Here is a 26918-nt window from a genome sequence, read left to right as displayed (position 1 = left end):
GATGGGCCGGATGGACAACAAGGTCGCGCTGGTTTTCGGCGGTGCCAGGGGCATCGGCCTGGCCACGGTGAAGGAGTTCCTCGCCGAGGGCGCGATCGTGCACGCGAGCGACATCCGCGAGCCGGCCGAGGACATCCAGCACGAGAACCTCCGGCACAGCCTCGTCGACGCCACCGACGAAGCCGACGTCCAGTCCTTCGTGGAGCAGGCGCTCGGTGAGCACGGCCGGATCGACGTGCTGTTCAGCAACGTCGGCGTCCATCTCGGCAAGCCGTTGCCGGAGACCACGCTCGAGGAGTTCGACCACATCTTCGCGCTGAACGTGCGCACCGCCTTCCTGGCCACCCGCGCGGTCCTGCCGCACATGATCGAGGCCAAGGCGGGCAGCATCGTGATCACCTCGTCGAACGGCGGCATGATGGGCCGCCCGGCCGACCCGGTGTACAACGCCACCAAGCACGCGCTGGTCGGGCTGGCCAAGTCGCTCGCCGTGGCGCACGCGCACCTGGGCATCCGGGTCAACACGGTCAACCCCGGCGCGATCGACACCGACATGCTGCGCAGCACGCTGGCCTCGCCGGACGAGTTCGAGGCCAAGCAGCACGCGCTCACCGCGAGCACGCCCGCCGCCCGCGTCGGCGAGGCCTGGGAAGTGGCGAAGGCGGTGGTCTTCCTGGCCAGCGACGAGTCGCGGTTCGTCAACGGCGCGGTGCTCCCGGTCGACGGCGCCAAGGCCGCCGGGGCCATGCCGGGCCACCGCTACTCCCTCGATTTCGAGCTGGGCGTGCGATGACCACCGGCGATCCGTCGGCGGTGCTCGCGGGCGACCGGTCGTCGCTCGCCCGGGCGGGCACCGCCGAGCGGGTGGCCCAAATCCTGCGTCAGCGCATCACCGAGGGCGTGTTCTTGCCGGGGACCCGGCTGTCCGAGCCGGCCATCAGCGGTGCGCTCGGCGTCTCGCGGAACACGCTGCGCGAGGCGTTCCAGTTGCTGGCGCACGAGCGGCTGGCAGTGCGTGAACTCAACCGCGGCGTGTTCGTCCGCGAGCTGACCGCGCCGGACATCGAGGACCTGTACCGGATCCGGCGGATGGTCGAGTGCGCGGCCGTCCGTGAGGCCGCCGACCGCGAGGGCCCGGTGCTCACCGGGCTGGAAGGCGCGCTGGCGACCGGCAAGCTGGCCGCCGCCGCCGAGGACTGGCAGACCGTCGCCACCGCGAGCATCCAGTGGCACCAGGCGCTTTCCGAGCTGGCGGGCAGCGATCGCGTGGCCGGGACGATGCGCCAGGTGCTCGCCGAGACGCGGTTGTTCTTCGTGCTGACCGAGAGCACGCGAGCCTTCTTCGAGCCGTACCTGGCCCGCCACGAGAAGATCAACGGGCACCTGCGGCGACGCCGGTTCGACCTCGCCGAGCAGGCACTGGAACGCTACCTGCGTGACGCCGAGCGCCAGCTGCTCGCCGCGTACCACCGAAGGGAAACCTCATGACCGCACCGCGGTTCTTCGACGCCGGGGAGATCGGCGCCGTGCTGGGGGTCGAAGCGGCGATCGAGTCGCAGCGCCGGGCGTTCCGCGCCCTCGGGGAGAAGACCGCGGTGCTGCCGCCGAAGACGCACGTGCCGGGGCCCGGTGGCGCGCTCGCGCTGGCCTACCCGTGCCGGTTGTCGCCGGACACCGGGCCGGTGTGCAAGTTCCTCAGCCTCAACCCGGGCAACGCCGAACACGGCCTGCCCACCATCCACGGCCTCATCCTCGCGCTGCACCCGGAGACCGGGGTGCCGGTGGCCGTGCTGGACGGCGCCGCGGTGACCACCCTGCGCACCTCGGCGGCCAGCGCGGTGGCGGCCGACCTGCTGGCCAACCCCGACGTCACCGACCTGGCCGTGCTGGGCAGCGGGGTGCAGGCGGTGGCCCACGTGCGTGCGATCGCCGCCGTCCGTCCACTGCGGACGGTCCGCATCCACAGCCCGAACGAGGAGCACCGCACCCGCGCGGCCCGGCGGCTGTGCGAGGAACTCGGGCTCGTGGTGACCTCGACCGAGGACGCGGAGAGCGCGGTGCGTGGCGCGGGCCTGGTCGCGCTGTGCACGCTGAGCACCGAGCCGGTGGTGCGGCCGGAGTGGCTGGCCGAAGGGTGCACGGTGCTCAGCATCGGCTCGTTCGAACCACACCGGCGCGAGGTCGGCCGGGATCTGGTGGAGGCGGCGGCCGCGGTGGTGGTCGATCATCGTGAGACGGCCCTCTCACATGCGGGACCGATCGTGGACGCCCCGCTGGTGGAGTCCGAGCTGCAGGAACTCGGTGAAGTCCTGATCGGCAGGGCGCCGGGACGGCGGCAGCCGCAGGACCTTATTTATTACAACAGCGTGGGAGTCGGTGTCCAGGACGCCGCCGCCGCGTGGGCCGTCATCGAGCGGAGCCGGGGTTAGGGTCACTGGTGGCTGTCACCGGACCAACAAGGGAGTTCGCTCGATGCGTGACGTGATCTATGTCGACGGGAAGTGGGTCGCCTCCGCCGCGCCGGAGACCATCGACGTGGTCAACCCGGCCACCGAAGCGGTGATCGACCGGGTGCCCGCGGGCAGCGCGGCCGACGTCGACGCCGCCGTGGCCGCCGCGCGCCGGGCCTTCGACAGCTGGTCGGCCACCCCCGCTGAGCAGCGGTGCGGGTACCTCGGGCAGCTCGCGGCGAAGCTCAAGGAACGCAACCGGCAGATCGCCGAGGCGATCACCGCGGACATGGGCGCGCCGGTGAAGATCGCGCAGAAGGTGCAGGCCGGGCTGCCCGCGGTGGTGGCCGCCAGCTACAGCGACCCGGCGGTGGTGCCCGAGCGCGGCGAGGAGGTCGGCAACTCGCTGATAGTGCGCGAGCCGATCGGCGTGGTCGGCGCGATCACGCCGTGGAACTACCCGCTGCACCAGATTGTGGCGAAGGTCGCACCCGCGCTCGCCGCCGGCTGCACGGTGGTGCTCAAGCCGAGCGAGGTGGCCCCGCTGGCGGCCTACCTGCTCACCGAGATCCTCGACGAGATCGGCCTGCCCGCCGGGGTGTTCAACCTGGTCAGCGGCACCGGCCCGGTGGTGGGCGAGGCCATCGCCGCGCACCCGGACATCGACATGGTCTCGTTCACCGGCTCCTCGCGCGCCGGCGCGCGGGTCTCCGAGGTGGCCGCGGGCACGGTCAAGCGGGTGGCGCTGGAACTGGGCGGCAAGTCGCCCAACGTGATCCTGCCCGACGCCGACCTCGCCACCGCGGTCAAGGCCGGGCTGAGCAACGTCTACCTCAACAGCGGGCAGACCTGCACCGCGCTGACCAGGATGATCGTGCACCGTGACCAGCGCGACGAGGTGGTCGGCCTGCTCGCCGAGGGGGCGGCGAAGTTCAGCGTCGGCGACCCGGCCGACCCCGCCACCAAGCTCGGGCCGCTGGTCTCGGCCGCCCAGCGCGACCGCGTGCGCGGGTACATCCAGCAGGGCATCGAAGAGGGCGCGACGCTGGTCGCCGGTGGCCCGGACGCGCCGGAGGGCCTGGACCAGGGCTACTACGTGCGGCCGACCGTCTTCGCCGACGTCACCCCGGAGATGACCATCGCGCAGGAGGAGATCTTCGGGCCGGTGCTCTCGGTGCTGACCTACGAGACCGAGGACGAGGCGGTGGCCATCGCGAACAACACCCCGTACGGCCTCGCCGCCGCGGTCTGGGCCGGGGACGCCGAGCACGCCACCGCGGTCGCCAGGCGCATCCGCGCCGGTCAGGTCGAGGTCAACGGCGGCGCGTTCAACCCGCTGGCCCCGTTCGGCGGGTACAAGCAGTCCGGCAACGGGCGCGAGCTGGGCCGCTTCGGGTTGGAGGAGTTCCTCGAGACGAAGGCGATCCAGCGCTGATGCGGCCGCTGGACGGCCTCCGGGTGCTCGACCTGTCCCGGATCCTCGCCGGGCCGTACTGCACGCAGTACCTCGGGGAGATGGGCGCCGACGTGATCAAGGTCGAGCCGCCGGGGCACGGGGACGACACCCGGAACTGGGGCCCGCCGTTCGTGGGTGACAGCGGTGCAGCTCCTGAGGCCGTCTACTTCCTCGCGGCCAACCGGAACAAGCGCGGCATCGTGCTCGACCTGAAGAGCGAGCGCGGCCAGGAGGCCGTCCGGCGGCTGGTGGCGCGGGCCGACGTGCTGGTGGAGAACTTCCGCCCCGGCACGCTGGAGCGCTGGGGGCTCGGCTACGACCGGCTGTCGGAGCTGAACCCCCGGCTGATCCACGTGTCCATCACCGGGTTCGGGCAGACCGGCCCGTACCGCGACCGGCCAGGGTACGACCTGATCGCCCAGGGCATGGGCGGGGTGATGGGGCTGACCGGCGAGGCCGGCGGCGCCCCGGCGAAGGTCGGCCTGCCGGTGGCCGACCTGAACGCGGGGACCTGGGCGATCATCGGCGTGCTGATGGCGTTGCAGGCCCGGCACACCACCGGTCGCGGGCAGTACCTGGACGTGTCGCTGATGGACGCCCAGGTCGCCTGGCACATCTACGCGGCGGGCGCCTATTTCTACGACGCGAAACGGCCCGAGCGGATGGGCTCGGCGCACCCGAGCATCGTGCCGTACCAGGCGTACCCGACCGCTGACGGCTGGCTGAACGTGGCCGTGGGCAGCGAGAAGCTGTGGCGCGCCTTCTCCGCCCTGCTGGAGCTCCCCGAGGACCCGCGCTTCGCCACCAACGCGCTGCGGGCGGAACACCGCGACGAACTGAACGAGCGGATCTTCGCGGTCATGCGCACCCGCACGAGCGCGGACTGGCTGAAGAAGTTCGACGAAGCGTCCATCCCGGCAGGGCCGATCAGCACCATCGACGAGGTGTACGAGGACCCGTGGGCGGAGGAACGCGAGCAGATCGTCCGCCTGCCGCACCCCAGCGTGGGCACCTACTACGGCACGGGATTCCCGGTGAAGGCCTCGGAGACCCCGGCCCGGCCCACCTCCGCGCCACCGCTGCTGGGCCAGCACACCGCCGAAGTGCTCGCGGAACTCGGGTACACCGAGGAGGAGATCGCCGGGTTCACCCGGTGAGACCGTCCAATTCGGACGCGAGCCCCTCGATCGCCAGCAGGTACTGCTCGACCTGGTGCAGGATCGCGGTGCACGCCTCGTGCACCAGGTCGGCCGGTTCCGGGGTGAGGTCGCCGTCGAGCACCAGCACGCAGGCGGTGTCGGCCTCGATCGCCACGTGCACCGCGTACCGCGCGGCCGCGCGGGCGAACCCGTCGAGCTGGTCGGCGATCCGCAGCCCGGCCATGACGGTCCGGTCGGCGGCCTCCCGCTCGTCCCGGTAGGCGCGCACCAGCTCCCCGCGATCGGCGCAGCCGCCGCGGATGCGGGCCTCGCTGTACTCGACATTGGCTTCCGCCAACGGCTTCTGCGCGGCCCGCGCCCGCTCCACCATGCCGCGCAACGCGGCGGGCGCGCAGTCGACGTAACGCAGCGCGTCCACCGGATCGGCCGCGTGCAGCAACTCGGCCGCGGCCCGCAGCCGCACCAGGTGCGCGGCCGCGGTCCGCAACTCGGGATGCATGAACACCATGGGGAGAATTCTCCCACTCAGGCGTAGCGCAGCACGTGACCGTCGGCCGCGTCGCGCAGCTCGAACGCCTCCCGCTCGGTCGCGTCGGCGAGCACCCGCATCCCGGCGGCCCGGGTGCGCAGCGCGGCGTTCCACCGGTCCGCGAGCAGTCGCGCCTGCCCCGAAATGCCCAGCGGCGGCCCGCCGGTCAGCGGGTCCGGCTCCTCGCGCCCCAGCTCCAGTACCCCGGCGGCGAACCGCACGGTCTGCGCCGCGTCCTCCATCATCGCGGCGGCCTGCGCCAGTTCGGGTCTGACTTCGTACGCGGCCATCGGCAACTCCTCGGTCCGGTGCTCCACTGGATACGACGTCCGGTGGGGTGAACGGTTCCGTTCAACCACCCCGGGGGGCCGTGGCCGCGCCGCCGCGCCGGGGGCCGGGCCGAATCACAGCACGAAGTGAGTAAAAGCCTCTTGGATTCGTTGCGCGTGTGAGTGGAGGACGGCGATGGCGGCGCGCTTGGCGGCGTCACCGATCCGCATCGCCGGGCCCGCCACGGTCAGCACGGTCGCCCGCTGACCCGGCACGCGCACCGGGACCGAGCAGGACCACGCCCCCTCGTCGACCTCGACGGCGTACCGGTTGACCTCGACTCGTTTCAGCTCTTCACGCAGGCTGCCGCCGCTTCGCTGCACCACCTCGGCCAGCCGTCGGCTGCGTTCCGGTTCGGGCAGGCTGGCCAGCAGCATCCGGCCAGAGGCCCCGGCCCCCAGCGGCACCGAGTGCCCCGGCTGGAAGGTGAACCGCACGGCCTGATCGCACTCCACCCGTTCCGCGCACACCGCCGAGTCGCCGAAGTGCTGGAACAGGAGCACGGTCTCCCGCAGCTCGCGGGCCACGTCCTCCATCACCGGGCGGGCCAGCCTGGCCAGGTCGTTCGCCACCTGCGCGGCCCGCGCCAGCGGCATGACCTGCGAGGTCGGGTGGTAGCGCCCGGCACGGCCCTCTTCCAGCAGCTGCAGTTCCTTGAGCAGCGCCACGTACCGGTAGGTGGTGGCGATCGGGGTGCCCAGCAGCGCGGCGAGTTCGGCCACGGTGGCCTCCGGCCGCCGCTCGGAGAACGCCAGCAGCAGCTGCAAAACCTTGCGAGAGCTGCTGGCGCCCGGTGTCCGCTTGGCGGTCATCGCCCCATGGTTGATCAACTCCGCCGGGGGCGCAACCGACTAGTCGCAGAGCGCGCGGTCCAGTACGTGCTTGGTCACCTGGGTGGAGGGGCCGCCGAAGTCCTGGGTGGACAGTGAGAGCACGATCCCGCGGCGGCCGTCGTCGCTGAAGCCGTTGCGGGTCTGGAAGCCGTGGATGTCGCCGCCGTGCGACCACGACACCCCGCCGCAGCTGAGCGGCGTGCTGGTGATGCCCAGCCCGTACTCGCTGCCCGGATCGGTCTCCTGCCACGTCTTCGCGGGCACGGTCTTGCGCATTTCGGCGAGCTCGGACTGCCGCAGCAGCTTGCCGCCGAGCAGCGCCTGCCAGAACCGGCTGAGGTCGGTGGGCGTGGAGATCATGTCCCCGGCCGCGCCACCCCACGACGGGTTCATCTCGGTGGTGTCGACGACCTTGGTGGTGCCGGGGAAGACGCTGTACCCGTGCGCGTGCGGGTGCGGCAGGCCGACGCGCTCACCGGGGGAGTAGGTGTCGCGCAGGCCCAGCGGCTTCAGGATCCGCGAGCGGACCTCCGCCGCCCACGGGTTCCCGGTCACCTGCTCGATCAGCATGCCAGCCAGCAGGTAGTTGGTGTTGGAGTAGTTCCAGCTGGTGCCGGGCGCGAACTCCGGCGGCTGCGCCATGGCCTGCTTGACCAGCACCTCCGCGCTGGTGGAGTCGAAGCGGTGAGCGAGGAACTCCGCCTCGCTGCGCAACGGGAGGTCGTTGGTGTAGTTGTACAGCCCGCTGGTGTGCTGGAGCAGCTGGCGCACGGTGATCTGGTCGCCGCCGGGGCTGGTGACCACGCCCGGGAGCAGGTCGGCGACCTTGTCCTCCAGCGACAGGCGGCCCTGCCCGACCAGTTGCAGCACCACCACGGCGACGAAGGTCTTGGTGTTGCTGCCGATGCGGAAGGCGCCGTCGCGCGGCACGGGTTTCGCCGTGCCGGCTTCGGCGACGCCGGAGCGGGCGCTCCACCGCCGCGAACCGGTGTCGACCTGCGCCTGCACGCCGACGATGCCGGCGTCGCGGATGGCGTCGAGGTCCGCCTGCAACGCGGCGCGGTCGTAACCGGGCGTGGTGGCCAGCGCCGGGACGGCGGTGGTGAAGGTCAGGGCGGTGATGACGGCTGCTGTGGTGATCCGGGTTGCTCGCATACCTGGAAAACTATTGGCCGCGGGCGCCCGGTCACAGGGAGTGGCTACCCGTCTCTGGGGTGGGGCTGGCCCTACCTCCGGAACGCGCGCTCGAACCGGGTCCGCCGCGCGGACACCGGGCTGAGGGCGTCGCCGTCGGCGAACCAGTCGGCCAGCGCGGCCCAGGTTTCGGCCGCCTGCTGGAAGTCCTTGCGGGTGCGCGGCACCACCACGTCGTGCCGCGGGACGCGCAGCAGGTGCGACAACTCCACCAGCCGCTCGGCGCAGCGGCGAAGGTACAGCTCGGTCTCCTTGTTGACCGTGTCCTCACCCTGCGGCAGCTGCCACTCCTTGCGCAGCTCGAGGTCGTCGGTGAGCCCGGCCGCCCTGGTGAACAGCGAGTGCTCGGAGTAGGCGGGGAAGCGGATGTCGTCGCAGGCGTACCCGGAGGCGTGCGACCAGCGCTGCAGCGCCTTGATCGCCTGGTACCGCGTCTGCCACTCCTGGTTCGCCGACGCCAACTGGGAAATCGTCTCCCACGCGTCCTGTTCCGCGCGGTGCCAGGTGTCCGCGGCCAGCTCGTCGACGAACTCCTTGGGCTGCGGGGTGTACCGGCGCCAGGCGTGCGCCAGGCAGCTGGCGATGTGCCGTACGAGGGTGGCGGTGTGGGTGGACAGCTCCCAGGCGTGCACCCGGCGCGGGCGCAGCGGGGTCGGGCGGTCGGGGGAGTAGGTGATCATCTCGAAGGTGCGGAACTCCGGCTGCCCGCGCAACGTGGACAGGTCCGGGTCCTCCGACATCACCCACGGCCGCCGCTGCGCCAGGTAACCGGTGTGCCGCGAGGCCGCCGCGCTGTCCAGCTCCGCGATCGCTTTGGTGACCAGGGTTTTCTTCTCGTCGACGCCGAGCGTGCGCACGGTTTCCTTGGTGGCGCTGGGTTCCCCGCGCATCCCGGAGGGGAGCAGGGCGACCGCGTACACGCAGGCGGCGTTGTAGTGCTCGTGCCAGACGGACTCGGGACCGCGGGGCTGGAGCTGCTGCCGGACCACCTCGGTGAGCGCGTCGATCGACGGCGGCCAGTCCGGGTCGGCCGCCAGCGGCTCGAACCCGTCCACGGACACGTTCTTGACCGCCGAATAGCCGCCGAGCGGCGCGCCCATCTCGGCGTGGGCCATCGAGCGGCGCAGGTGTGTGGCGAGCAGGCCGAGGCGCAGGCAGTTGTCGGACAGCAGTCGCCGCAGGTGCTTCGGCCGCGGTTCGGCGATCAGCTTCTCGAGTTCGTACTGCGCGACCTCGCAGAAGTACGCCCGCAGCCGCGCGGCCTTGACCTCGTTGGTCGAGCCGTCGGGGTCGTCGAGCAGGCCGTCCGGCGGGGGCAGCGTTTCGCGGTAGCGCTCGAACCGGAGCTGGATCGATTCGCGCATCCGGATCTGACGCATGCGGGTCTTCGGGTCGCCGAGCCACCAGTCGTGGGCGAGCCAGTCACCGCGGCCGAGGACCAGCGCGCGGCGGTAGCGGGCGAGCAGCAGCGCCGCGGCTTCCGGGGTGGACGGCCCGTACTTCCGGTTCTCGCACAGGGTCACCACGTCGTCGTAGGTGACCAGGGCGGCGAGGTGCAGGTCGAGGCGTTCCTGCAGGTTGCCGATCTCGACGCGGATGTGCACGTTGGCCGGGTCCAGCTCGATCGCGCGGTGGTACTCGGCGAGCGCTTCGTCGTAGCGGCGCTCGGTTTTGTACTGGTTGGCGCGTTCGTAGGCGTCGAACAGGGCGCCGGGGATCTTCGCGCCGCGCCAGCGGGCCCACTGCTGGTTGCGGCAGTACTTGCTGCGCGGGATGACCAGCGCGGCCACCGCGTTGGCGGCGCGGCCGAGCAGGCGCTGCTCGTCGTCGTCGGTGAGCAGGAGCGGGCTGGCGGCGAACCCGGGCTGGCGCACCACTTCGAGCACGAGCTGGTGCTGCCCGTCCCGGGTGCGGAGGCGGCCGCTGATCCGGATCGCGTGCGGTGGCCGGGCGAGGCGGATCAGCCGGGACGCCACGCGCCACCAGCCGGTCGCGGCTTCGCCCGCGCTCTCCACGATCTGGATGAAGTCGTAGGACCGGGAAACGCCGGGGACCACGGCCGGGGTGTACATCCGTGACTCGTTGAGCTTGCTCTTGAACACGGCGGTGACCTCGGCGGGCGAGGAGTCGCCGTCGATCTCGAACAGCTCGATGTCGACCTCGTTGGCGTTGTACGCGGCGATTTCGAGGCGCGCGCGGCCGATGCCGTAGAGCATGAAGAGCAGGCTGACGATGAACCCGGAGAACAGGGCGACGGTCATCGTGAAGGAGGCGCCCACCGGGGCGTCCGCCGGGACGGTGAGCCAGTAGGGCAACACGAGGAAGGCGAGCGCGAGCAGCGCGGCCGCCCCGCTGAACACCCACCAGCGGACCATCCGCGCCTTCGGCAACTCGGCCGGCTCGAACTCCGGCCGGTGACGAACTGGCATCACCGCGTAGAACCCCCTCGGGCGAGGAGCCTGCCAGAGGGGGTGGGGTGTGTACAGGGGGTTACGTCTTTTTGGGGGGCGTTGGGGGGGCGTTGGGCCACCCCGGTTTTTTAGTGTGACTACGGCGAAGACCCCGATGTCAAGGCGGGAAAGACGCCTTGACATCGGGGTCTTCGCCGTGTTTTTGGCTGGGGACCGGGGATGGGGAGGGGTGGGTGGCTGGGTGGGCGCGTTGGGCTGCCCGGGTCCCGTTGGGCTGCTCGGGTTGTTGGGCTGCTCGGGTTGTTGGGCGTCGGGTTCCGCTGGGCTGCTCGGGGCCCGTTGGGTGCTGTGAATGTGGCTTTCACGGCGGAATGTGCCGTGAAAGCCACATTCACGGCATGGCATAGGAGGGCGAGTGTCACGAAAGTGGCTTTCGAGACGGTTGATGTCCCGAAAGCCACATTCGTGACATCGGCGGGGACACGAATGTGGCTTTGGGGGCGGATTCGGCTCCCAAAGCCACATTTGTGTCATTAGGCGAGGGCGGTGCGCAGGGTGGCGGCGGCTTGGGCGATGGCGGCGGCTGCGGCGGGGGTTTCGCGCAGGGCGTTCAGCATGACGAAGTCGTGGATGACGCCCTGGTAGCGCACGGCGGTCACCGGGACGCCTGCCTGCCGCAGCTTGTTCGCGTAGGCCTCGCCTTCGTCACGCAGCACGTCCGCTTCGGCGGTGATCACCAGCGCCGGCGGCAATCCTGCCAGGTCTTCCGAGGTTGCGCGCAGGGGCGAAGCGGTGATTTCCGCGCGCTGCGCCGGGTCGGTGGTGTACTGGTCCCAGAACCATTGCATTCCGTCCCGCCGCAGGAAATAGCCTTCGGCGAACAAACGGTACGACTCGGTGTCGAAGTTCGCGTCGGTCACCGGGTAGAAAAGGACCTGCTGCCGGAATTGCACGTCGCCGCGCTGCTTGGCCAGCAGGGTGACCGCCGCGGTCATGTTGCCGCCGACCGAGTCGCCGGCGATGGCGATCCGCCCAGCGTCCAGGTTGTGTTCGCCGCCGTGTTCGGCGACCCACTTGGCGGCGGTGTAGTTCTGCTCGATCGCGATCGGGTACCTGGCTTCCGGCGAGAGGCTGTACTCCGGGAACACCACGGCCGCGCCCGCGCCGACGGCCAGTTCGCGGACGAGCCGGTCGTGCGTGTGCGAGTTGCCGAACACCCAGCCCGCGCCGTGCAGGTAGACGATCACCGGCAGCGGGCCCTCGGCCCCGGCCGGGCGGATGATCCGGACCCGCACGTCGCCGGGGATGGTCAGGTCTTCGATGTCCACGGCGGGCTTGGCGATCTCACCGCTCTGCACCTCGTCGACCGCCTTGCGGCCGTCGGCGGGCGCCAGGTCGAACAGGAACGGCGGCTGCGAGGTCGCCTCGGCGAAGGCCTGGGCGGCCGGTTCGAGCGGCAGGTTGTGCGGGTTGGCGGTCATGACGACTCCTCGATGAGGGAGAACGTTCTGTCTCGTTCTGCTGAGCTCGAAACTAGCCCCGCCGACCCGGCTTCGGCAAGGAGAACGAGACAGAACGTTCTGTTACGCTCGTCTCATGGGTACAGCGACAGGCCGTCCCTCGGCGGCGAGGACCCGGCTGGTGGAGGCCGCCGCGCGCATCTTCTACGCCGACGGCATCCACGCGGTCGGTGTGGACCGGGTGATCGAGGAGGCCGGCGTCAGCCGCGCCACCTTCTACCGGCACTTCCCCTCGAAGGAAGAGCTCGTCCGCGCCTACCTGGAGGCGGAGGACCAGGCGATCCGCGCCAACGTCGCGGCCGCCGGGGCGCGCGCCGACAACCCGCGTGAGCTGCTGGAACGGCTGGTGGTCGGCCTGGGCGACCAGATCTGCGGCGCCGGTTTCCGCGGCTGCCCGTTCATCAACGCGGCCGCCGAGTACCCGGATCCCGAGCACCCCGTGCGCGTGACCGTGCGCGAGCACCGCGACTGGTTCGCCGGCGCGCTCGCCGACCTGGCCGTCGCCGCGGGCATCCCGCCGGAGCTGTCCGGCGTGCTGGTCTTCCTGCGTGACGGCGCGATGGTCGGCGGCTACCTGGAGGAGCCGGAGGCCGTGCGCGAGAAGCTGGCGCTGACGGTCAGGGCGTTGGTGCGGTAGCCGGGCAGGGCTCGTAGACGAACCGCGGATCGGCGTCCAGCGCGGCGATCAACGTCGCGGCCTGGTCCTTGCGCGGGAACACCACGGCGTAGAGCTGCGTGCCCTCGCGGCGGAAGTTGGCCACCTGGTAGGTGTCGCGGTAGATCGCGTCGTCCGTGCACTGTGGACGGACGGCGAACCCGTTGCCGGTGACGATGCCCAGCGCGGGCTTGCGCACGTGGACCACGTAGTCGTAGTCGTGCGCGATGTGCCCGATCGGGCCGCTCTCCTCGGTGCGCAGGCCGTTGCGCGCGATGTGCTCGTCGGTCAGCCCGAGCACGTCGACCACCGGCACCGCCGGGCCGGCCCGGTAGGACAGCGCGCCGTTGGCGTAGGTGCTGATCAGCGTGCCCGGCGGCAGGTTCTGCCCGAGCAGCGAGCCGAACTCCTCCATCTCGGCGATCTTCGCGCGCCACTGGTGCATCAGGTCGAGCATCTTCGGATCGGTGATCGACACCAGCAGCGACAGCCCGCAGATCGCCGCGGCGGCCAGCGGCATCAGGCGCAGCCCGGCGACCCGCGTCCGCAGGCGTTCGGTGTCCAGCAGCCCGTACGCGGCGACCGAGGCGACGCCGAGCAGCGGGGGCACCGGCGCGAGCAGGCGGTACGCGGGCATCCAGTCGCCGCCCGCGTAGGTGATGAACGCGAGGTAGGTCAACGCCAGCACGAAGATCAGCCACACCAGCGAGGAATCCGCGTCCGCGCGCCGGAACCGCACCAGTCCGGCGATCGCCAGCGCCGCGAGCACCAGGAAACCGAGGGACGCCACGGCGAAGCCGCCGAGGTACTCGCCGCCCTGCGCGATCTGCCAGCCGAACGAGCCACCCGACTTCGCGGCGACCGCGTTGGGCAGCAGGTGTCCGTAGTAGACGACGCGCCAGATGGTCCACGGCAGCGCCAGCACCAGCAGCCCCGCCGCGTATTCGAGAACCGGCCGCCAGTTCGTCCGCTTCCGGACCGCGCGCAGCAGCAGGTACAGCCCCACGAGCACGGCGATCAGCAGCCCGTCGGGCCGGGTCATCCCGGCCAGCGCGACGAGCAGCCCGGCGATCAGCGGCCGGTCCACCGCGAGCGCGTAGAGCACGCCGAGCACCAGCAGCAGGAACAGCGGCGTCTCCAGGCCGGACGGCCCGTAGGCGGCCAGTCCGCTGGCACCGGCGGTGAGCACCGCCGCGAGCACGCCGAGCGCCTTGTCCGTCACCAGGCGGTTGACCAGGAAGTACGACAGCACCACGCACGCGACCGTGCACACCACGCCGAGCACCGCCGCGCCGACCACGATGCCCTTGCCGAACAACGCCTTCGGGATGGCGATCAGCAGCATCCACAGGAAGTTCGAGTACCCCTCGACCCGCTCGCCCGCGTTGAACACCGGGCCGTTGCCGTCCGCGAGGTTCTCCGAGTAGCGGAAGGTGATGAAGGCGTCCTCGGCCACCGTGGAGAACAACGCCTGGTGACCGAGCGAGTACGCGACCGCCCCCGCCAGCGCGGCGACGCGCCACGCCCGGCTGGTGGAGATGCGGGTCCAGCCCCTGAGTACCAGAGCGGTCAGCAGCAGCCAGCCGCAGATGAGCGCAACCACACCAGGTCCTTCGGCAACGGGGTCGGGGTCCGCGTCAATCTACCGGGGCCCCTGCCTGCGACTTTTCCCCGCCCGAGCTGTCGGTGGGGCGTGGGAGGATCGGTGCATGGAACCAGCCGACAGCCCCGAGATCGCCGAGCAGCTGCCGCTCCCCGGCCGTGAGCCGCTGCAGGCCTTCCTCCGTCGCCAGGAGCACCACCGCGTATCCGCGCCGCCGTCCGCCGACGCGGCGCGTGGCCGGACGCCGTCGGGCACGGTGCACCTGGTCAACGACGCCTGGCTGCCGGTCTGCGGAGCCGGGCTGAACACCTGGGACCCGCTGCGCGGACTGTCGCCGACCGAGGAGCCGGTCACCTGCCGCCGGTGCGCGGACGTGCACCTCAAGAGCCTGCGGGACGATCAGCTCCGGCTGTTCTGAGCTGGGCGCCGACGCGGTCGTGGAAGGGCCGCCGCTCCAGCGCGCGGGTGGCGGCGGCGACCAGTTCGACCAGTGAGTAAGGCAGTTCGGCGTCCAGTTCGGTGAGGGCGGCCTCGGTCGCCACCCACTCGGCGTCGAGCACGGGCAGCAACTCCCGCGTCTTGGCGGTCAGGTGCACGATGCGTTCGCGCGCGTCCGCGCCCGGCCGCAGTTCGGCGAGGTCCAGCTTGCGCATCTCGGTCACCGTCTGACTGGCGGCCGAGTGGGTCACGCCCAGCGCCTCGGCGAGATCGCGGATCGGCAGCGGGCCGCGTTCGGTCAGCGTGCGCACGACAGGGGAGAACCGCGGCCGGAAATCAGCCAAGCCCAGGTCGGCGGAGATCCGGGCGACATCGCCGTCGAGCAGGTCGAGCAGGTGCCGGAGCTGGGTGCCGAACCCGGTGGTGGTCATAGCGCTAATATAACAGCGCTAATACAACTGGGAGGAACCATGTACACGCACGGCGAGCCGTACGACAGCGGCCTGCTCGACGTCGGTGACGGCAACCTCGTCCACTGGGACGTCTCCGGGAACCCGGCGGGCAAGCCCGCGGTCCTGCTGCACGGCGGTCCGGGCGTGCCCTCGCCCCACGGCCGCCGCTACTTCGACCCGGCGGCCTACCGCGTGGTGCAGTTCCACCAGCGCGGAGTCGGCCTCAGCACGCCGTCGGTGATCGACCACGAGACCGACCTGAGCGTGAACACCACCGAACACCTGCTGGCCGACATGGAACTGCTGCGCGAGCACCTGGACATCGAGCGCTGGCTGGTGTTCGGCGGCTCGTGGGGCGCGACCCTCGGTTTCGCCTACGCGGAACGGTTCCCGGCGCGGGTCACGGAACTGGTGCTGGTGGCGGTCACGAACACCCGGCCGTCGGAGATCGACTGGCTCTACCGCGGGCTGGGCATGGTGTTCCCGGAGGCGTGGGACCGGTTCCGCGAAGGCGCCGGGGACGACGACGTGGTCGGCGCGTACAACCGGCTGCTCAACGACCCGGATCCCGCGGTCCGAGAGAAGGCGGCCCGCGACTGGTGCGCCTGGGAAGCGGCGGCTGTCGACGAGCAGACCCCCGACCCGCGCTGGGCCGACCCGGGCTTCCGGATGGCGCTGGCCCGCACGGCGGCGCACTACTTCCACCACCACGCCTGGCTGGAGGACGGCATCCTGCTGCGGGAAGCGGGCAAACTGGCCGGGATCCCGGGCGTGATGGTGCACGGCAGGCGCGATCTCAGCGCACCGCTGGGCACCGCGTGGGCGATGGCCAAGGCGTGGCCGGACGCCGAGCTGAAGGTGATCGACGAGGGCGGTCACTTCTCGACGGGCGCCATGGAAGAGGCGGTGCAGGCCGCGATGGACCGCTTCGCGACCGGGGATTGAAGCGATCCAGTAGATCAGCGTCTATCGGTGCACCCGTGCGCGATCTAGCCTGATTCGGTGACCCCGCACGCGTTCGACGACCTCGACCGCCGTTTGCTCCACGCCCTCCAGCTCGACGGCCGTGCCTCGTTCAGCCGCATCGGCGAGGTGCTCGGGGTCTCCGGGCAGACCGTCGCGCGGCACTACGCCGCGTTGCGTTCGGACGGTGCGGTCAAGGTGATCGGGGTGAGCGATCCGGAAGCACTCGGCGAAGCGCTCTGGCTGACCAGGGTGCGGTGCCCGCCGGACGCGGCGGACGCGGTGGCCGCCGCGATCGCCGGTCGTGAGGAAGCTTCGTGGGTACGGATCACCTCCGGTGGCACCGAAATCGTTTGCGCCATCAGGGCTTCCGGCGACAAGACGCCGTTGGTGCCGAAGCTGCCGCGCGTGCTCGACGTGACCGCGCAGTGCGTGCTGCACGAGTTCGCCGGCGGTGGCGAAGGCCTGCTGCGCAAGGCTCGTGCGCTGACCAAGTCCGAAATCGACGAGCTGACCTGGTCGGCCGACGCCCCACCGCGGCGGGAAATGTCCGAACAGGACCATCGGATGCTCGGACTGCTGCGAGCCGACGGCCGGACCCCGGTGACCGAACTGGCCGAGGCGACCGGCTGGTCGCAGACCACGGTCCGCCGTCGCCTCGCCGAGTTGCGGGCGGGCGGCCTGCTGCGGTTCACCGTGGACTTCGACCACCGGCTGTTCGGTTTCGGCGTGCACGTCCTGCTGTGGCTCACGGTCGAACCCGCCGACCTCGACCTGGCGGGCCGCCTGCTGGCCGAGGAGCACGCCGAGGTGGCCTACGTCGCGGCGACCAGTGGTCCGACCAACCTGGTCGCCGGGGTGGTCTGCCCGGCGGTCAAGGACCTCTACGGCTACCTGACCCGGCGGCTGGCGGTTCTGCCCGGCGTCCGGCGGATCGAGACCGCGCCGGTGGGCCGGACGGCGAAGAGCGCGCGGGCAACCGGGTGGTGAGGCGGCCGGAACCGGACATCGGCGTTGCCGCGCGCGTGGCGTCGTTCGTACGTTCCGGTGATGACTGGTGGAGTGAACCGGCGTAGCTTCCTGCAGACCTCCGCACTGGGCGCGGGCGCGCTCGCGCTGCCCACCGCGGAGGCGGCCGCAGCTGACCAGGCAGGGGAGGCGGGTGTGCTCCACGTCGAACGGCTGACCGTCGAATACGCGGAAACCCTGCTGGGCACCGATGTCGCCCGGCCGCTGCTGTCGTGGGTGCCGGTGGCGCCCGGCCACGGCGCCCGGCAGACGGCCTACCAGCTCGAGGTAGACGGGGTCTGGGATTCGGGGCGGGTGGCGTCGGACCGCTCGACCGCCGTCGCCTACGACGGCCCGGCGTTGCGGCCGCGTACGCGGTACCAGTGGCGCGTGCGGGTGTGGGACCAGGACGGTCAGGCGTCGGACTGGAGCGCGTGGAGCTGGTGGGAGACCGGTTTCCTCGGTACCGAGTGGACGGCGGCCTGGATCGGCGCGCCCGCGCCGGAAGCACCGCCCGACTTCACCGGCACGTCGTGGATCTGGTCTCCGGGCAGCACGAGCGGCAACGCGCCGGCCGGTCCACGCTGGTTCCGCGCGACGCTCGACCTGCCGGCCGGGGTCACCGAGGCGGAGCTGGTCGCCACGGCGGACGACGACTTCACCCTGTTCCTCAACGGGGAGCAGGTACTGCACGCGCCCGAGCAGGTCGACGGCTGGCGGAGCGCGCGGCACGCTCACGTCTCCGTGAGCGGCCGTGTGGTGGTCGCGGTGCTTGCCACGAACCGCGGTTCGGTGTCGGTCAACCCGGGCGGCCTGCTGGTCCGGCTCCGGACCGGGACGCACGAGCTGGTCACCGGCCCGGGGTGGCGGGTCGCGGACACCGAGCAGAGCGGCTGGCAGCAGCCGGACTTCGACGACAGCGGCTGGGCCGAGGCCGTGGTGCTGGCGCCCTACGGCCAGGGTCCGTGGGGGAGCGGGGTTTCGGTGCAGGTGCCGCAGGTGCCCGCGCCGCTGCTGCGTCGTGAGTTCACTGTGGACAAACCGATCGCGAGCGCGCGGTTGTACATCAGCGGTCTGGCTTACTACGAAGCCGAAATCAACGGCAAGCGCGTCGGCACGCAGGTGCTCGACCCGGGGTTCACCGACTACGACAGGACCGTGCTGTACGCCACGCACGACGTCACCGGGCTGCTCGGCGGTGGGGCCAACGCGATCGGTGTGACGCTCGGGCGCGGGTTCTACGCCATGACCACGCCGAACGTCTGGCGCTGGGAGAAGCCGGACTGGCGTGGTGAGCCGAAACTACTGGCACAGCTGGAGATCACCCACCCGGACGGCAGCCGCACGACCATCGCGTCGGACACCTCGTGGCGGCTCGCGGACGGCCCGACGGTATCGGATTCGCTGTACGCCGGGGAATCCTACGACGCGCGTGCGGCGAAGCCGGGGTGGTCGTCGACCGGCTTCGACGACAGTTCCTGGCGGGCGCCGGTCGTGCACAGCGCGCCGAAGGGCGTGGTGCGCGCCCAGCAGCACGAGCCGATCGAGGTAGTGGAAACCGTGACGCCGGTGTCGATCACCGCGTTGCGGCCGGGGGTGTTCGTCGCCGACATGGGCCGCACGATGGCGGGCTGGACGAAGCTGACGGTGAGCGCATCGGCGGGTACGACGGTCGAGCTGTGGCACGGCGAGCGCCTGCGCGAGGACGGGAGCGTGATCTGGGAGAACGGGCACGTGCCCGGGCGGCACCAGAAGGACTTCTACACCTGCGCGGGTGGTGGTGAGGAGACCTGGGAGCCGAAGTTCTCGTACAAGGGCTTCCGGTACGTCGAGGTGCACGGGCTGACGACGCAGCCTCGGTTGCTTGGCCGCGTGGTGCACACGAAGGTACGTGAGGTTGCCTCTTTCCGTTGCTCGGAGCCGTTTTTCGAGCAGCTGGACCGGGCGATGCGCCGGACGCTGCTGAACAACCTGCACGGCATCCCGACCGACACCCCGATGTACGAGAAGAACGGCTGGACCGGGGACGCGCAACTCGGCGCGCCGAGCCTGGCGTACGCCTTCGCCGTGCCGCGGTTCCTCACCAAGTGGATCGGGGACCTCGCGGACAGCCAGAACGAGCCGGGGCAGCTGCCGGTGATCGTGCCGAGTGGTGGCTGGGGCTATCAGGAACTGGCGCCCGCTCCGGAATGGACGACGGTTTACCCCTTCCTGGTCCGGGAAATGTATCGCTGGTACGGCGACGACCGGGTGGCCGCCGAGCACTGGCAGCCGCTGACCCGGTACCTGGACTGGGAAATCGGGCGGCTGGAGAACGGCCTGGCGGTCACCGCGCTGGGCGACTACCTGCCGCCCGGGTACGGCGGCGTGCCTCCGGAGGACACCCGGCTGACCGCCACCGCGTACCTGCACCGGGCGCTCGTCGGCACCGCCGAACTCGGCTCGATGCTCGGGCACGAGGAGACCGCGGCGCGGTACCGCTCGGTGGCGGACGGCCTCCGGGAGGCGTTCAACGCGGCCTTCCTCGGTCCGGGAGGGCACTACCGGACGGCGAAGGACCCCGGCTACCGGCAGACGTCGAACGCGATCCCGCTGGCCTTCGACCTGGTCCCGGCCGGGGCGGTGCAGTCCGTTGTGGACAGTCTGGTGGCGGACATCCGGGCGCGGGGTGACCATCTGAACACCGGCGCGCTCGGGACCAGCGTGCTGCTGCGGGTGCTCACCGCCTATGGTCACGCCGACGTCGCCCATGCCGTGGCCACGCAGCGGAGTTATCCGAGCTGGGGGTACTGGTTCGACAACGGCGCGGACACCATGTGGGAGATGTGGCAGCTGGACTCGCGTTCGCGGGACCACTACTTCCAGGGGACCGTGGTGCAGTGGCTGTACGAAAACGTCGCCGGCCTGCGCCCGGGGGATGCGGGGTACCGGACGTTCACCGTGCGGCCGGACGCGTTGACCGGGGTGCACTGGGCGGGGAGCAGCGTCGAAACCGTGCGAGGACGGGTCGGCGTGCACTGGACCAAGGTCAGCGGGGGCCTACGGCTGACCGTGGACGTCCCCGTGGGTTCGGAGGCCGAAGTCCACCTACCCGGCACCGTCACCTCCGTCCCCGCCTCCCCGCGCATCCGCACAGACCGCGGCTACGCCGTCCACCACATCACCCACGGCCAATGGCGCTTCCACGCCACCTAACCCCCCCACACCCAGCACCCGAACCCCACGCTCAGGCACCCGAGTCCCACACTCGTCCCCGCGAACCCCACATTGGCGCAGCCGAACCCCACGTTCAGGCATCCGAACCGCACGTTCAGGCAGCCGAACCGCACGTTCAGGCACCCGAACCCCACATTCGGGCGGCCGAGTTTCACGTTCAGGCAGCTGAGTTCCGCCCTCGTGCAGCCGAAACCCACGCTCGCGGCGGGCGCAGCATGCGACTCGCCAGCCCGGATGTCGAACCCGGGTACTCGGGTGCGGGACTCGGCTGCCCGGGCGCGGGACTCGGTTGCCTGGATGTGGAACTCGGCTGCGGGAGTGTGTGACTCGGCTGCCTGAGTGTGGAACTCGCCAGCCCGAACGTGGGGTTCGGCTTCCTGAGCGTGGGGTTCGGGTGTCTGGGTGTGTGGCTCGGGTGTCGGGAGGTGGGGCTGGGGGTTGAAACGTTCTAATGGGGGTGGCGGGGGAGGGGTTCGAGGGGGTAGGGGAGGGCGTCAGTTTTGGGACAAGGTGGGTGGAGAACTTGACACAGGTCACAGTTTCGACGCACTCTCGGCTCATCCGTGGATTGAAACGATTTATTCACGCGAGGGAGAAGACCAGTGACCGAGCACCCGGTGACCGAGTTGCGCGAGGTCACCAAGGCCTTCGGCGCGGTGCGGGCGTTGGCCGGGGTGTCGCTCGGCCTGCGTGCGGGTGAGGCCCATGCGCTCCTCGGCGAGAACGGGGCGGGCAAGTCCACGCTGATCAAGGTGCTCGCGGGTGTCCACCGCCCGGATGAGGGCAGTGTGCTGATCGACGGCGAGCCCACCCGGTTCGGGGGGCCCGCCGACGCCAGGGACGCCGGGATCGCGGTGATCTACCAGGAGCCCACCCTGTTCGGGGACCTGTCCGTGGCCGAGAACGTGTTCATGGGCCGCCAGCCCCTCCGCAGCGGACGCAGGATCGACACCCGCGCGATGCACGAGGCCGTGCGCGCGTTGTTCAAGCGACTCGGCGTCGCGCTGGATCCGGCGCGGCCGGCCCGCGGGCTCTCCATCGCTGATCAGCAGGTGGTCGAGATCGCCAAGGCGCTGTCCTTCGACGCCCGCGTGGTCGTGATGGACGAGCCGACCGCCGCGTTGTCCGAAGTGGAGGTTCGCAGGCTGTTCGGCGTGGTCCGCGCCCTGCTCGACGCCGAAGTGGCGGTGCTGTTCGTCTCGCACCGGCTCGACGAGGTCTTCGAGCTGTGCACCAAGGCCACCGTGCTCCGCGACGGCGAGCACGTCTGGACCGGCGAACTGGCCGGGCACACCCCCGAGGACCTGGTCCGCCGCATGGTCGGCCGCGAGCTGTCCACCCTCTTCCCCAAACAGGACACCACCCCCGGCGAGGTCGCGCTGAAAATAGACCGCCTGACCAGGGAAGGCGTGTTCACCGACATCTCCTTCGACCTCAGGGCGGGCGAGATCGTCGCGCTCGCCGGACTCGTCGGGGCCGGGCGCAGCGAGGTGGCCCGCGCGATCTTCGGCATCGATCGTCCCGACGCCGGAACCGTGCGAAGAAACGGCGAACCCCTAAAACCGGGTTCACCGACCGCCGCGATGGCCGCCGGGATCGGTTTCGTGCCCGAAGACCGCAGGCAGCAGGGGCTGGTGATGGATGCGTCCATCGAGCGCAATGCAGCGCTGGCCTCGCTCGGCACACTCAGTCGCGGCGGCCTGATCCGCAGGCGGGACGAACGACAGCTGGCCAAGGACTGGGCCGTCAAACTGCGGCTCAAGTTCTCCCGGCTCGGCGACCCCGTCGGCGTGCTTTCCGGCGGCAACCAGCAGAAGGTCGTGCTCGCGAAGTGGCTGGCGAGGAAGCCGGCCGTGCTGATCGTGGACGAACCGACGCGCGGCATCGACGTCGGCACCAAGGCCGAGGTCCACCGGCTGCTGTCCGAACTCGCCGCGGAAGGGGTGGCGGTGCTGATGATCTCGTCCGAACTGCCCGAGGTGCTCGGCATGGCCGACCGCGTGCTGGTCATGCACGAGGGCCGCCTCACCGCCGAACTGGACCGGGCGGCGGCCACCGAGGAGTCGGTGGCGCTGGCCGCGGCGGGCCGGGCATGACCGCGGAGTCCACAGTGGACCAGGCGGTCCCGGAGGCCGGCACCACCGCCCGCAGGCTCGCCGATCGCGCCGGCAAGGTCCGTGAGCTGGGCATCCTGCTCGCGCTGCTGCTCGTGGTCGGCGGCACCGCGCTGAGCAACCCGCGGTTCGTCGAGGCCCAGAGCGTGCGCGACCTGCTGCTCAACGCCTCGATCGTGGCGCTGCTCGCGGTCGGCCAGACCATCGTGGTGATCACGCGCAACGTGGACCTCTCCGTCGGCTCGGTCCTCGGCCTGGCCGCCTTCCTCACCGCGGACACCTTCGCGTCGAACGAGAACCTGCCGGTGGTCGCCGGGGTCGCGCTCGGCGTGCTGATCGGCCTGCTCTGCGGTGCGGCGAACGGCCTGGTGGTCGCGCTCGGCCGGGTGCCGAGCCTGGTGGTCACCCTCGGCACGCTCTACGTCTTCCGCGGCCTCGACTTCGCGCTGGCCTCCGGGGAGCAGGTCAACGCCGCCGACCTGCCCGAAAACCTGCTCGGCCTGGGCAGCGGGCGCCTGCTCGGCGTGCCGAACCTGGTGCTGATCACGCTGATCGTGGTGCTGGCCGCGTGGTTCTACCTCCGTTCGTACCGGTCCGGCCGGGAGCTCTACGCGATGGGCTCCAATCCGGAGGCCGCAGTACTGGCCGGGATTCCGGTGCGCCGCCGCACTTTCACCGCCTTCGCCGTGTCGGGCGCGATCGCCGGGCTGGCCGGGGCGTTGTGGGCCGCGCGCTACGGCACGGTCGACGCCGCCGCGGGCACCGGGCTGGAACTGCAGGTGGTCGCGGCCGTGGTGGTCGGCGGCGTGGCCATCTTCGGCGGTTCGGGGACCGTGCTCGGCGCGGCGCTGGGCGCACTGCTGCTCAGCACGATCGCCGGTTCGCTGGTGGTGCTCGGCGTGCCCGCGTTCTGGCAGCAGGCGATCACCGGTGCGTTGCTGCTCGCCGCGATCTCGATCGACCGGCTCGTGGCGCTCCGGCTCGCGGCTGCCTTGCGCCGCAATAATTTGAGGGGAGGCGCGTGATGGCCCGGCTCATCCGCTGGGAGTCGGTGCTGGTGCTCCTGCTGGTGGTGGTCGCGGTGGTCGGCAGCGTCCGCACCGGCGGCACCTTCCTCTCCGGTGGCAACCTGTTCTACCTCGGCCTGGACATCGCCGAAATCGCGTTGATCGCCCTGCCGCTGACCCTCGTGGTGGTCTCCGGCGAGATCGACCTGTCGGTCGCCTCGGTGCTCGGGTTGTCCAGCGCGCTGGTCGGCACGCTGTGGAACGCGGGCTGGGCACTGGAACTGATCCTGCCGGTGGCGATCCTGGCCGGGGCGGTGTGCGGCGCGGTCAACGGCCTGCTGGTCACCCGGCTCGGCCTGCCCTCGCTCGCGGTCACCATCGGCACGCTCGCCCTGTACCGCGGGCTCGCGCTGGTGCTGCTCGGCGACACCGCGGTCGCCGACTTCCCGGCGACCTTCACCCAGTTCGGCAACACGCCGATCCCCGGCACGCAGATCCCGTACCCCATCCTGCTCTTCGCGGTGCTGGCCATCGGATTCGCCGTGCTGCTGCACTACAGCTCGTTCGGCCGGTCCACCTTCGCCATCGGCGCGAACGACGAGGCCGCCCGCTTCTCCGGCATCCGCGTCAAGCGCGTCAAGCTGGTGCTCTTCGTGCTGACCGGAGCTGTCGCCGCGATCGCCGGGATCGTCTACACCCTGCGGTTCTCCAGCGCCCGCGCGGACAACGGCAACGGGCTCGAACTCGCCGTGGTCGCCGCGGTGCTGCTCGGCGGGGTCTCGATCTTCGGCGGCAAGGGCACGCTCGGCGGGGTCATCGCCGGGGTGCTGCTGCTCGGCGGCCTGCGCAACCTCCTGATCCTCGACGACGTTTCGACCGAGGTGCTGACCGTGGTCACCGGCGCGCTGCTGCTCGCCGGCGTGCTCATCCCGCGCTTGCTCGGCAGCCGGTTCACCCCGGCAGGAAGGAAAACCTGATGAACACACGATCCGCCGCACGACGAGGTGCCGCGGTACTCGGCATGGCGCTGTTGCTGGCCTCCTGCAGTGGGACCACGAAGGACAGCGCCGACCAGGGACCCGCGCCCGCGGCCAGCGGGGCGGCGAACCCGGCCGCCCCGCTGAAGACCGGGCTGAAGATGACCTTCCTGCCCAAGCAGGTGAACAACCCGTACTTCACCGTGGTGCAGCAGGGCGGCGAGAAGGCGGCGGGCGAACTGCAGGCCGAGTTCAAGGCCACCGGCCCGTCCGACGCCAGCGCCTCCTCGCAGGTCACCTACATCAACACCGCCGCGCAGCAGCGCCAGGACGCGCTGATCATGGCGGCCAACGACGAGAACGCGGTGGCCCCGGCGCTGAAAACCGCGCGCCAGCAAGGGATGAAGGTGGTCACGCTCGACTCCGACGTGGCGGCCGACGCCCGTGACGTGTTCATCAACCAGGCCGATTCCCGGGACATCGCGGTGAAGCAGGTCCAGCTGATCTCCGAAGCCGTGGGCGGCAACGGGGAGATCGCCATCCTCTCGGCCACACCGAACGCGACGAACCAGAACACCTGGATCGAGATCATGAAGCAGGAACTGGCGAAGCCCGAGTACGCCGGGCTGAAGCTGGTCGAAACCGCCTACGGCAACGACGACGACCAGACGTCGTTCCAGAAGACCCAGGGCCTGCTGCAGGCACACCCGCAGCTCAAGGGCATCGTCTCGCCGACAACCGTCGGCCTTGCCGCGGCCGGGCGCTACCTCAGTTCGTCGGAGTACAAGGGCAAGGTCGCGCTGACCGGCCTCGGCACGCCGAACCAGTTGCGGGCCTACGTCAAGGACGGCACGGTCGGCAAGTTCGCGTTGTGGGAGCCCAACAAGCTCGGCTACCTCGGCGTGCAGGCGGCGACCGCGCTCGCGTCCGGCCGGATCACCGGTGCCCAGGGGGAGAAGTTCTCCGCCGGGGAACTGGGCGAGTACACCATCGGCGCGGAGGGGGAGGTCGTGCTCGGCCCGCCGACCGTGTTCGACGCGGCCAACATCGACCGGTTCGACTTCTGAGAGGGGCAGCGGATGAGTTCGTGGGCACAAGCCGCCGAGGTGCTGCGCGCCCAGCGGATCGAGACCCCGTCCTGGGCGTACGGGAACTCGGGCACCCGGTTCAAGGTGTTCGCCCAGCGCGGGATCCCGCGTGATCCGTACGAGAAGATCGACGACGCGGCGAAGGTGCACGAGCTGACCGGCGTCGCGCCGAGCATCGCGCTGCACATCCCGTGGGACCGCGTGGACGACTTCGGCGCGCTCGGCCGGTACGCCGCCGACCGCGGGATCGAGCTGGGCGCGATCAACCCCAATGTGTTCCAAGAGGACGACTACCGGCTCGGCAGCATCTGCAACCCCGATCCCGGGGTCCGCCGCAAGGCCGTCGACCACCTGCTGGAGTGCGTGGAGATCGGGCGCGCCACCGGTTCCGGCGTGCTGTCGGTGTGGCTGGCCGACGGCACGAACTACGCCGGGCAGGACAACATCCGCGCCCGCCAGGACCGCCTGTACGAAGGTCTGCGCGAGGTGTACGACCGGATGCCGGAGAACATGCGGCTGCTGCTCGAATACAAGTTCTTCGAGCCGCACTTCTACACCATGGACGTGCCGGACTGGGGCACGTCGTTCGCCCACTGCCTGCGCCTCGGCGAGCGCGCGCAGGTGCTGGTGGACACCGGGCACCACGCGCCGGGCACGAACATCGAGTTCATCGTCGCGCTGCTGCTGCGCGAAGGCAGGCTCGGCGGGTTCCACTTCAACAGCCGCAACTACGCCGACGACGACCTGATCGTCGGTGCGGCGGACCCGTTCCAGCTCTTCCGGATCATGCACGAACTGGTCAGCGCCGGCGGGCTGGATCCGGCCGCGGACGTGGAGTTCATGCTCGACCAGTGCCACAACCTGGAACCGAAGGTGCCGGCGATGATCCGCTCGGTGCTCAACGTCCAGGAGGCCACGGCCAAGGCGCTGCTGGTGGATGCCGACGCGCTCGCGCGGGCGCAGGCCGACGGTGACGTGCTCGGCGCGAACGCGGTGGTGATGGACGCCTTCAACACCGACGTCCGGCCGCGGCTGGCCGAACTCCGCCAGGACATGGGCCTGGACGCGGACCCGATCGCGGCCTACCACCGCAGCGGGTACCAGGAGCGGATCGAGGCCGAGCGGGCCGGAGGCGCCGCGATGGGCTGGGGGGCGTGACGGTGCTGACCAGGGAACGGCTGCGGCACGACGACCTGGAACTGCTCCGGCTGCTCGCCGCCGGGTTGCCCGCGGACGCGGTGGCCCGGCGGCTCGGCCTGTCCGACCGCACGATCCGGCGCCGGACCCGGGCGATCTGCGACCAGCTCGGCGTGCGCACGCAGATCGAGGCGGTGGTCTGGGCGGTGCGCCGGGGATTGCTCTGACCTCTGAATGCTAGGAGTGGGGCATTACTTGCGTTCAATGCAAGTAATGCCCCACTCCTAGCATCCGCGGGCGGGGGTCGTCGGATCTATCCCCACCCCGCTCCCACCACCGCCACAAAGAGACAAGAATCAACAGATCCCCGGTGCGGC

At 70.9% G+C, this 26918-nt stretch carries 24 protein-coding genes; 16 read left to right on the top strand and 8 right to left on the bottom strand.

What is annotated here, in order from left to right; all coding sequences use genetic code 11:
* Position 1: 1 nt before the first annotated feature.
* From JOM49_RS00545 to JOM49_RS00525, 5 genes are read left to right on the top strand one after another with little or no spacing between them, the layout of a single operon-like run.
* The gene (locus tag JOM49_RS00545) at positions 2-793 is read left to right on the top strand and encodes an SDR family NAD(P)-dependent oxidoreductase (protein ID WP_209662219.1); all 792 of its coding nucleotides are present in this window, start codon (positions 2-4) and stop codon (positions 791-793) included.
* Positions 790-1488, top strand: coding sequence for a GntR family transcriptional regulator (locus JOM49_RS00540; protein ID WP_209662218.1), 699 nt, complete (start codon positions 790-792; stop codon positions 1486-1488). Before JOM49_RS00545 ends, JOM49_RS00540 begins: the two co-directional genes overlap by 4 nt.
* Positions 1485-2429: an ornithine cyclodeaminase family protein gene (locus JOM49_RS00535; protein WP_209662217.1), complete on the top strand. Its 945-nt coding sequence runs from the start codon at positions 1485-1487 to the stop codon at positions 2427-2429. The genes JOM49_RS00540 and JOM49_RS00535 overlap by 4 nt, the downstream gene beginning before the upstream one ends.
* A gap of 43 nt (positions 2430-2472) precedes the next feature.
* Positions 2473-3885, top strand: a complete 1413-nt coding sequence (locus JOM49_RS00530; RefSeq protein ID WP_209662216.1) for an aldehyde dehydrogenase family protein — start codon at positions 2473-2475, stop codon at positions 3883-3885.
* The gene (locus tag JOM49_RS00525) at positions 3885-5063 is read left to right on the top strand and encodes a CaiB/BaiF CoA transferase family protein (RefSeq protein WP_209662215.1); all 1179 of its coding nucleotides are present in this window, start codon (positions 3885-3887) and stop codon (positions 5061-5063) included. Before JOM49_RS00530 ends, JOM49_RS00525 begins: the two co-directional genes overlap by 1 nt.
* Here JOM49_RS00525 and JOM49_RS00520 read toward each other — a convergent pair.
* From JOM49_RS00520 to JOM49_RS00495, 6 genes are all read right to left on the bottom strand, one after another.
* Positions 5053-5574: a hypothetical protein gene (locus JOM49_RS00520; protein WP_209662214.1), complete on the bottom strand. Its 522-nt coding sequence runs from the start codon at positions 5572-5574 to the stop codon at positions 5053-5055. The genes JOM49_RS00525 and JOM49_RS00520 overlap by 11 nt on opposite strands.
* 17 nt (positions 5575-5591) lie before the next feature.
* Positions 5592-5885, bottom strand: a complete 294-nt coding sequence (locus tag JOM49_RS00515; RefSeq protein WP_209662213.1) for a hypothetical protein — start codon at positions 5883-5885, stop codon at positions 5592-5594.
* Between the two features lie 114 nt (positions 5886-5999).
* Positions 6000-6737, bottom strand: coding sequence for an IclR family transcriptional regulator (locus tag JOM49_RS00510; protein WP_209662212.1), 738 nt, complete (start codon positions 6735-6737; stop codon positions 6000-6002).
* A 39-nt stretch (positions 6738-6776) separates the two neighbouring features.
* Positions 6777-7913: a serine hydrolase domain-containing protein gene (locus JOM49_RS00505; protein ID WP_209662211.1), complete on the bottom strand. Its 1137-nt coding sequence runs from the start codon at positions 7911-7913 to the stop codon at positions 6777-6779.
* 71 nt (positions 7914-7984) lie between these two features.
* On the bottom strand, positions 7985-10381 hold the full coding sequence (locus JOM49_RS00500; protein ID WP_209662210.1) for a tetratricopeptide repeat protein: 2397 nt from the start codon (positions 10379-10381) through the stop codon (positions 7985-7987).
* A 515-nt stretch (positions 10382-10896) separates the two neighbouring features.
* Positions 10897-11844, bottom strand: a complete 948-nt coding sequence (locus tag JOM49_RS00495; protein WP_209662209.1) for an alpha/beta hydrolase — start codon at positions 11842-11844, stop codon at positions 10897-10899.
* A gap of 115 nt (positions 11845-11959) precedes the next feature.
* Here JOM49_RS00495 and JOM49_RS00490 point away from each other — a divergent pair, with 115 nt between their 5' ends.
* Positions 11960-12520 carry a TetR/AcrR family transcriptional regulator gene (locus tag JOM49_RS00490; protein ID WP_209662208.1) on the top strand — a complete coding sequence of 187 codons (561 nt, stop codon included), beginning with the start codon at positions 11960-11962 and terminating at the stop codon, positions 12518-12520.
* Here JOM49_RS00490 and JOM49_RS00485 read toward each other — a convergent pair.
* Positions 12501-14141, bottom strand: a complete 1641-nt coding sequence (locus JOM49_RS00485) for a DUF8728 domain-containing protein (RefSeq protein ID WP_209662207.1) — start codon at positions 14139-14141, stop codon at positions 12501-12503. The genes JOM49_RS00490 and JOM49_RS00485 overlap by 20 nt on opposite strands.
* Positions 14142-14247: 106 nt before the next feature.
* Between JOM49_RS00485 and JOM49_RS00480 the strand changes: the two genes are divergently transcribed.
* Positions 14248-14559, top strand: coding sequence for a hypothetical protein (locus JOM49_RS00480; protein WP_209662206.1), 312 nt, complete (start codon positions 14248-14250; stop codon positions 14557-14559).
* Here JOM49_RS00480 and JOM49_RS00475 read toward each other — a convergent pair.
* The gene (locus JOM49_RS00475; RefSeq protein WP_209662205.1) at positions 14522-15010 is read right to left on the bottom strand and encodes a MarR family winged helix-turn-helix transcriptional regulator; all 489 of its coding nucleotides are present in this window, start codon (positions 15008-15010) and stop codon (positions 14522-14524) included. The genes JOM49_RS00480 and JOM49_RS00475 overlap by 38 nt on opposite strands.
* 39 nt (positions 15011-15049) lie before the next feature.
* Between JOM49_RS00475 and pip the strand changes: the two genes are divergently transcribed.
* The 9 genes from pip to JOM49_RS00430 all read left to right on the top strand — a co-directional run bounded on the left by pip (position 15050) and on the right by JOM49_RS00430 (position 26768).
* A complete protein-coding gene (gene pip / locus JOM49_RS00470) occupies positions 15050-15976 on the top strand; it encodes a prolyl aminopeptidase (RefSeq protein ID WP_209662204.1) in 927 nt (308 codons plus the stop codon).
* A gap of 57 nt (positions 15977-16033) precedes the next feature.
* Positions 16034-16984, top strand: a complete 951-nt coding sequence (locus JOM49_RS00465; protein ID WP_209662203.1) for an Lrp/AsnC family transcriptional regulator — start codon at positions 16034-16036, stop codon at positions 16982-16984.
* Between the two features lie 60 nt (positions 16985-17044).
* Entirely contained in the window at positions 17045-20197 is a 3153-nt protein-coding gene (locus JOM49_RS00460; protein WP_209662202.1) for a family 78 glycoside hydrolase catalytic domain, read from the top strand.
* Between the two features lie 623 nt (positions 20198-20820).
* Positions 20821-22314 carry a sugar ABC transporter ATP-binding protein gene (locus JOM49_RS00455; protein WP_308158614.1) on the top strand — a complete coding sequence of 498 codons (1494 nt, stop codon included), beginning with the start codon at positions 20821-20823 and terminating at the stop codon, positions 22312-22314.
* Positions 22311-23357, top strand: a complete 1047-nt coding sequence (locus JOM49_RS00450; protein WP_209662201.1) for an ABC transporter permease — start codon at positions 22311-22313, stop codon at positions 23355-23357. Before JOM49_RS00455 ends, JOM49_RS00450 begins: the two co-directional genes overlap by 4 nt.
* Positions 23357-24316, top strand: coding sequence for an ABC transporter permease (locus JOM49_RS00445; RefSeq protein ID WP_209662200.1), 960 nt, complete (start codon positions 23357-23359; stop codon positions 24314-24316). Before JOM49_RS00450 ends, JOM49_RS00445 begins: the two co-directional genes overlap by 1 nt.
* On the top strand, positions 24316-25383 hold the full coding sequence (gene rhaS / locus JOM49_RS00440) for a rhamnose ABC transporter substrate-binding protein (protein ID WP_209662199.1): 1068 nt from the start codon (positions 24316-24318) through the stop codon (positions 25381-25383). The genes JOM49_RS00445 and rhaS overlap by 1 nt, the downstream gene beginning before the upstream one ends.
* A 12-nt stretch (positions 25384-25395) precedes the next feature.
* Entirely contained in the window at positions 25396-26562 is a 1167-nt protein-coding gene (gene rhaI / locus JOM49_RS00435) for an L-rhamnose isomerase (RefSeq protein WP_209662198.1), read from the top strand.
* A complete protein-coding gene (locus JOM49_RS00430) occupies positions 26559-26768 on the top strand; it encodes a LuxR C-terminal-related transcriptional regulator (RefSeq protein ID WP_209662197.1) in 210 nt (69 codons plus the stop codon). Before rhaI ends, JOM49_RS00430 begins: the two co-directional genes overlap by 4 nt.
* The last annotated feature ends 150 nt before the right edge of the window (positions 26769-26918 follow it).

The sequence above is a fragment of the Amycolatopsis magusensis genome (assembly GCF_017875555.1).
In the GTDB taxonomy this organism is placed as follows: domain Bacteria; phylum Actinomycetota; class Actinomycetes; order Mycobacteriales; family Pseudonocardiaceae; genus Amycolatopsis; species Amycolatopsis magusensis.
The sequence above is the reverse complement of the archived record's forward strand: the minus strand, read 5'-3'. Positions and strand labels throughout refer to the sequence as shown.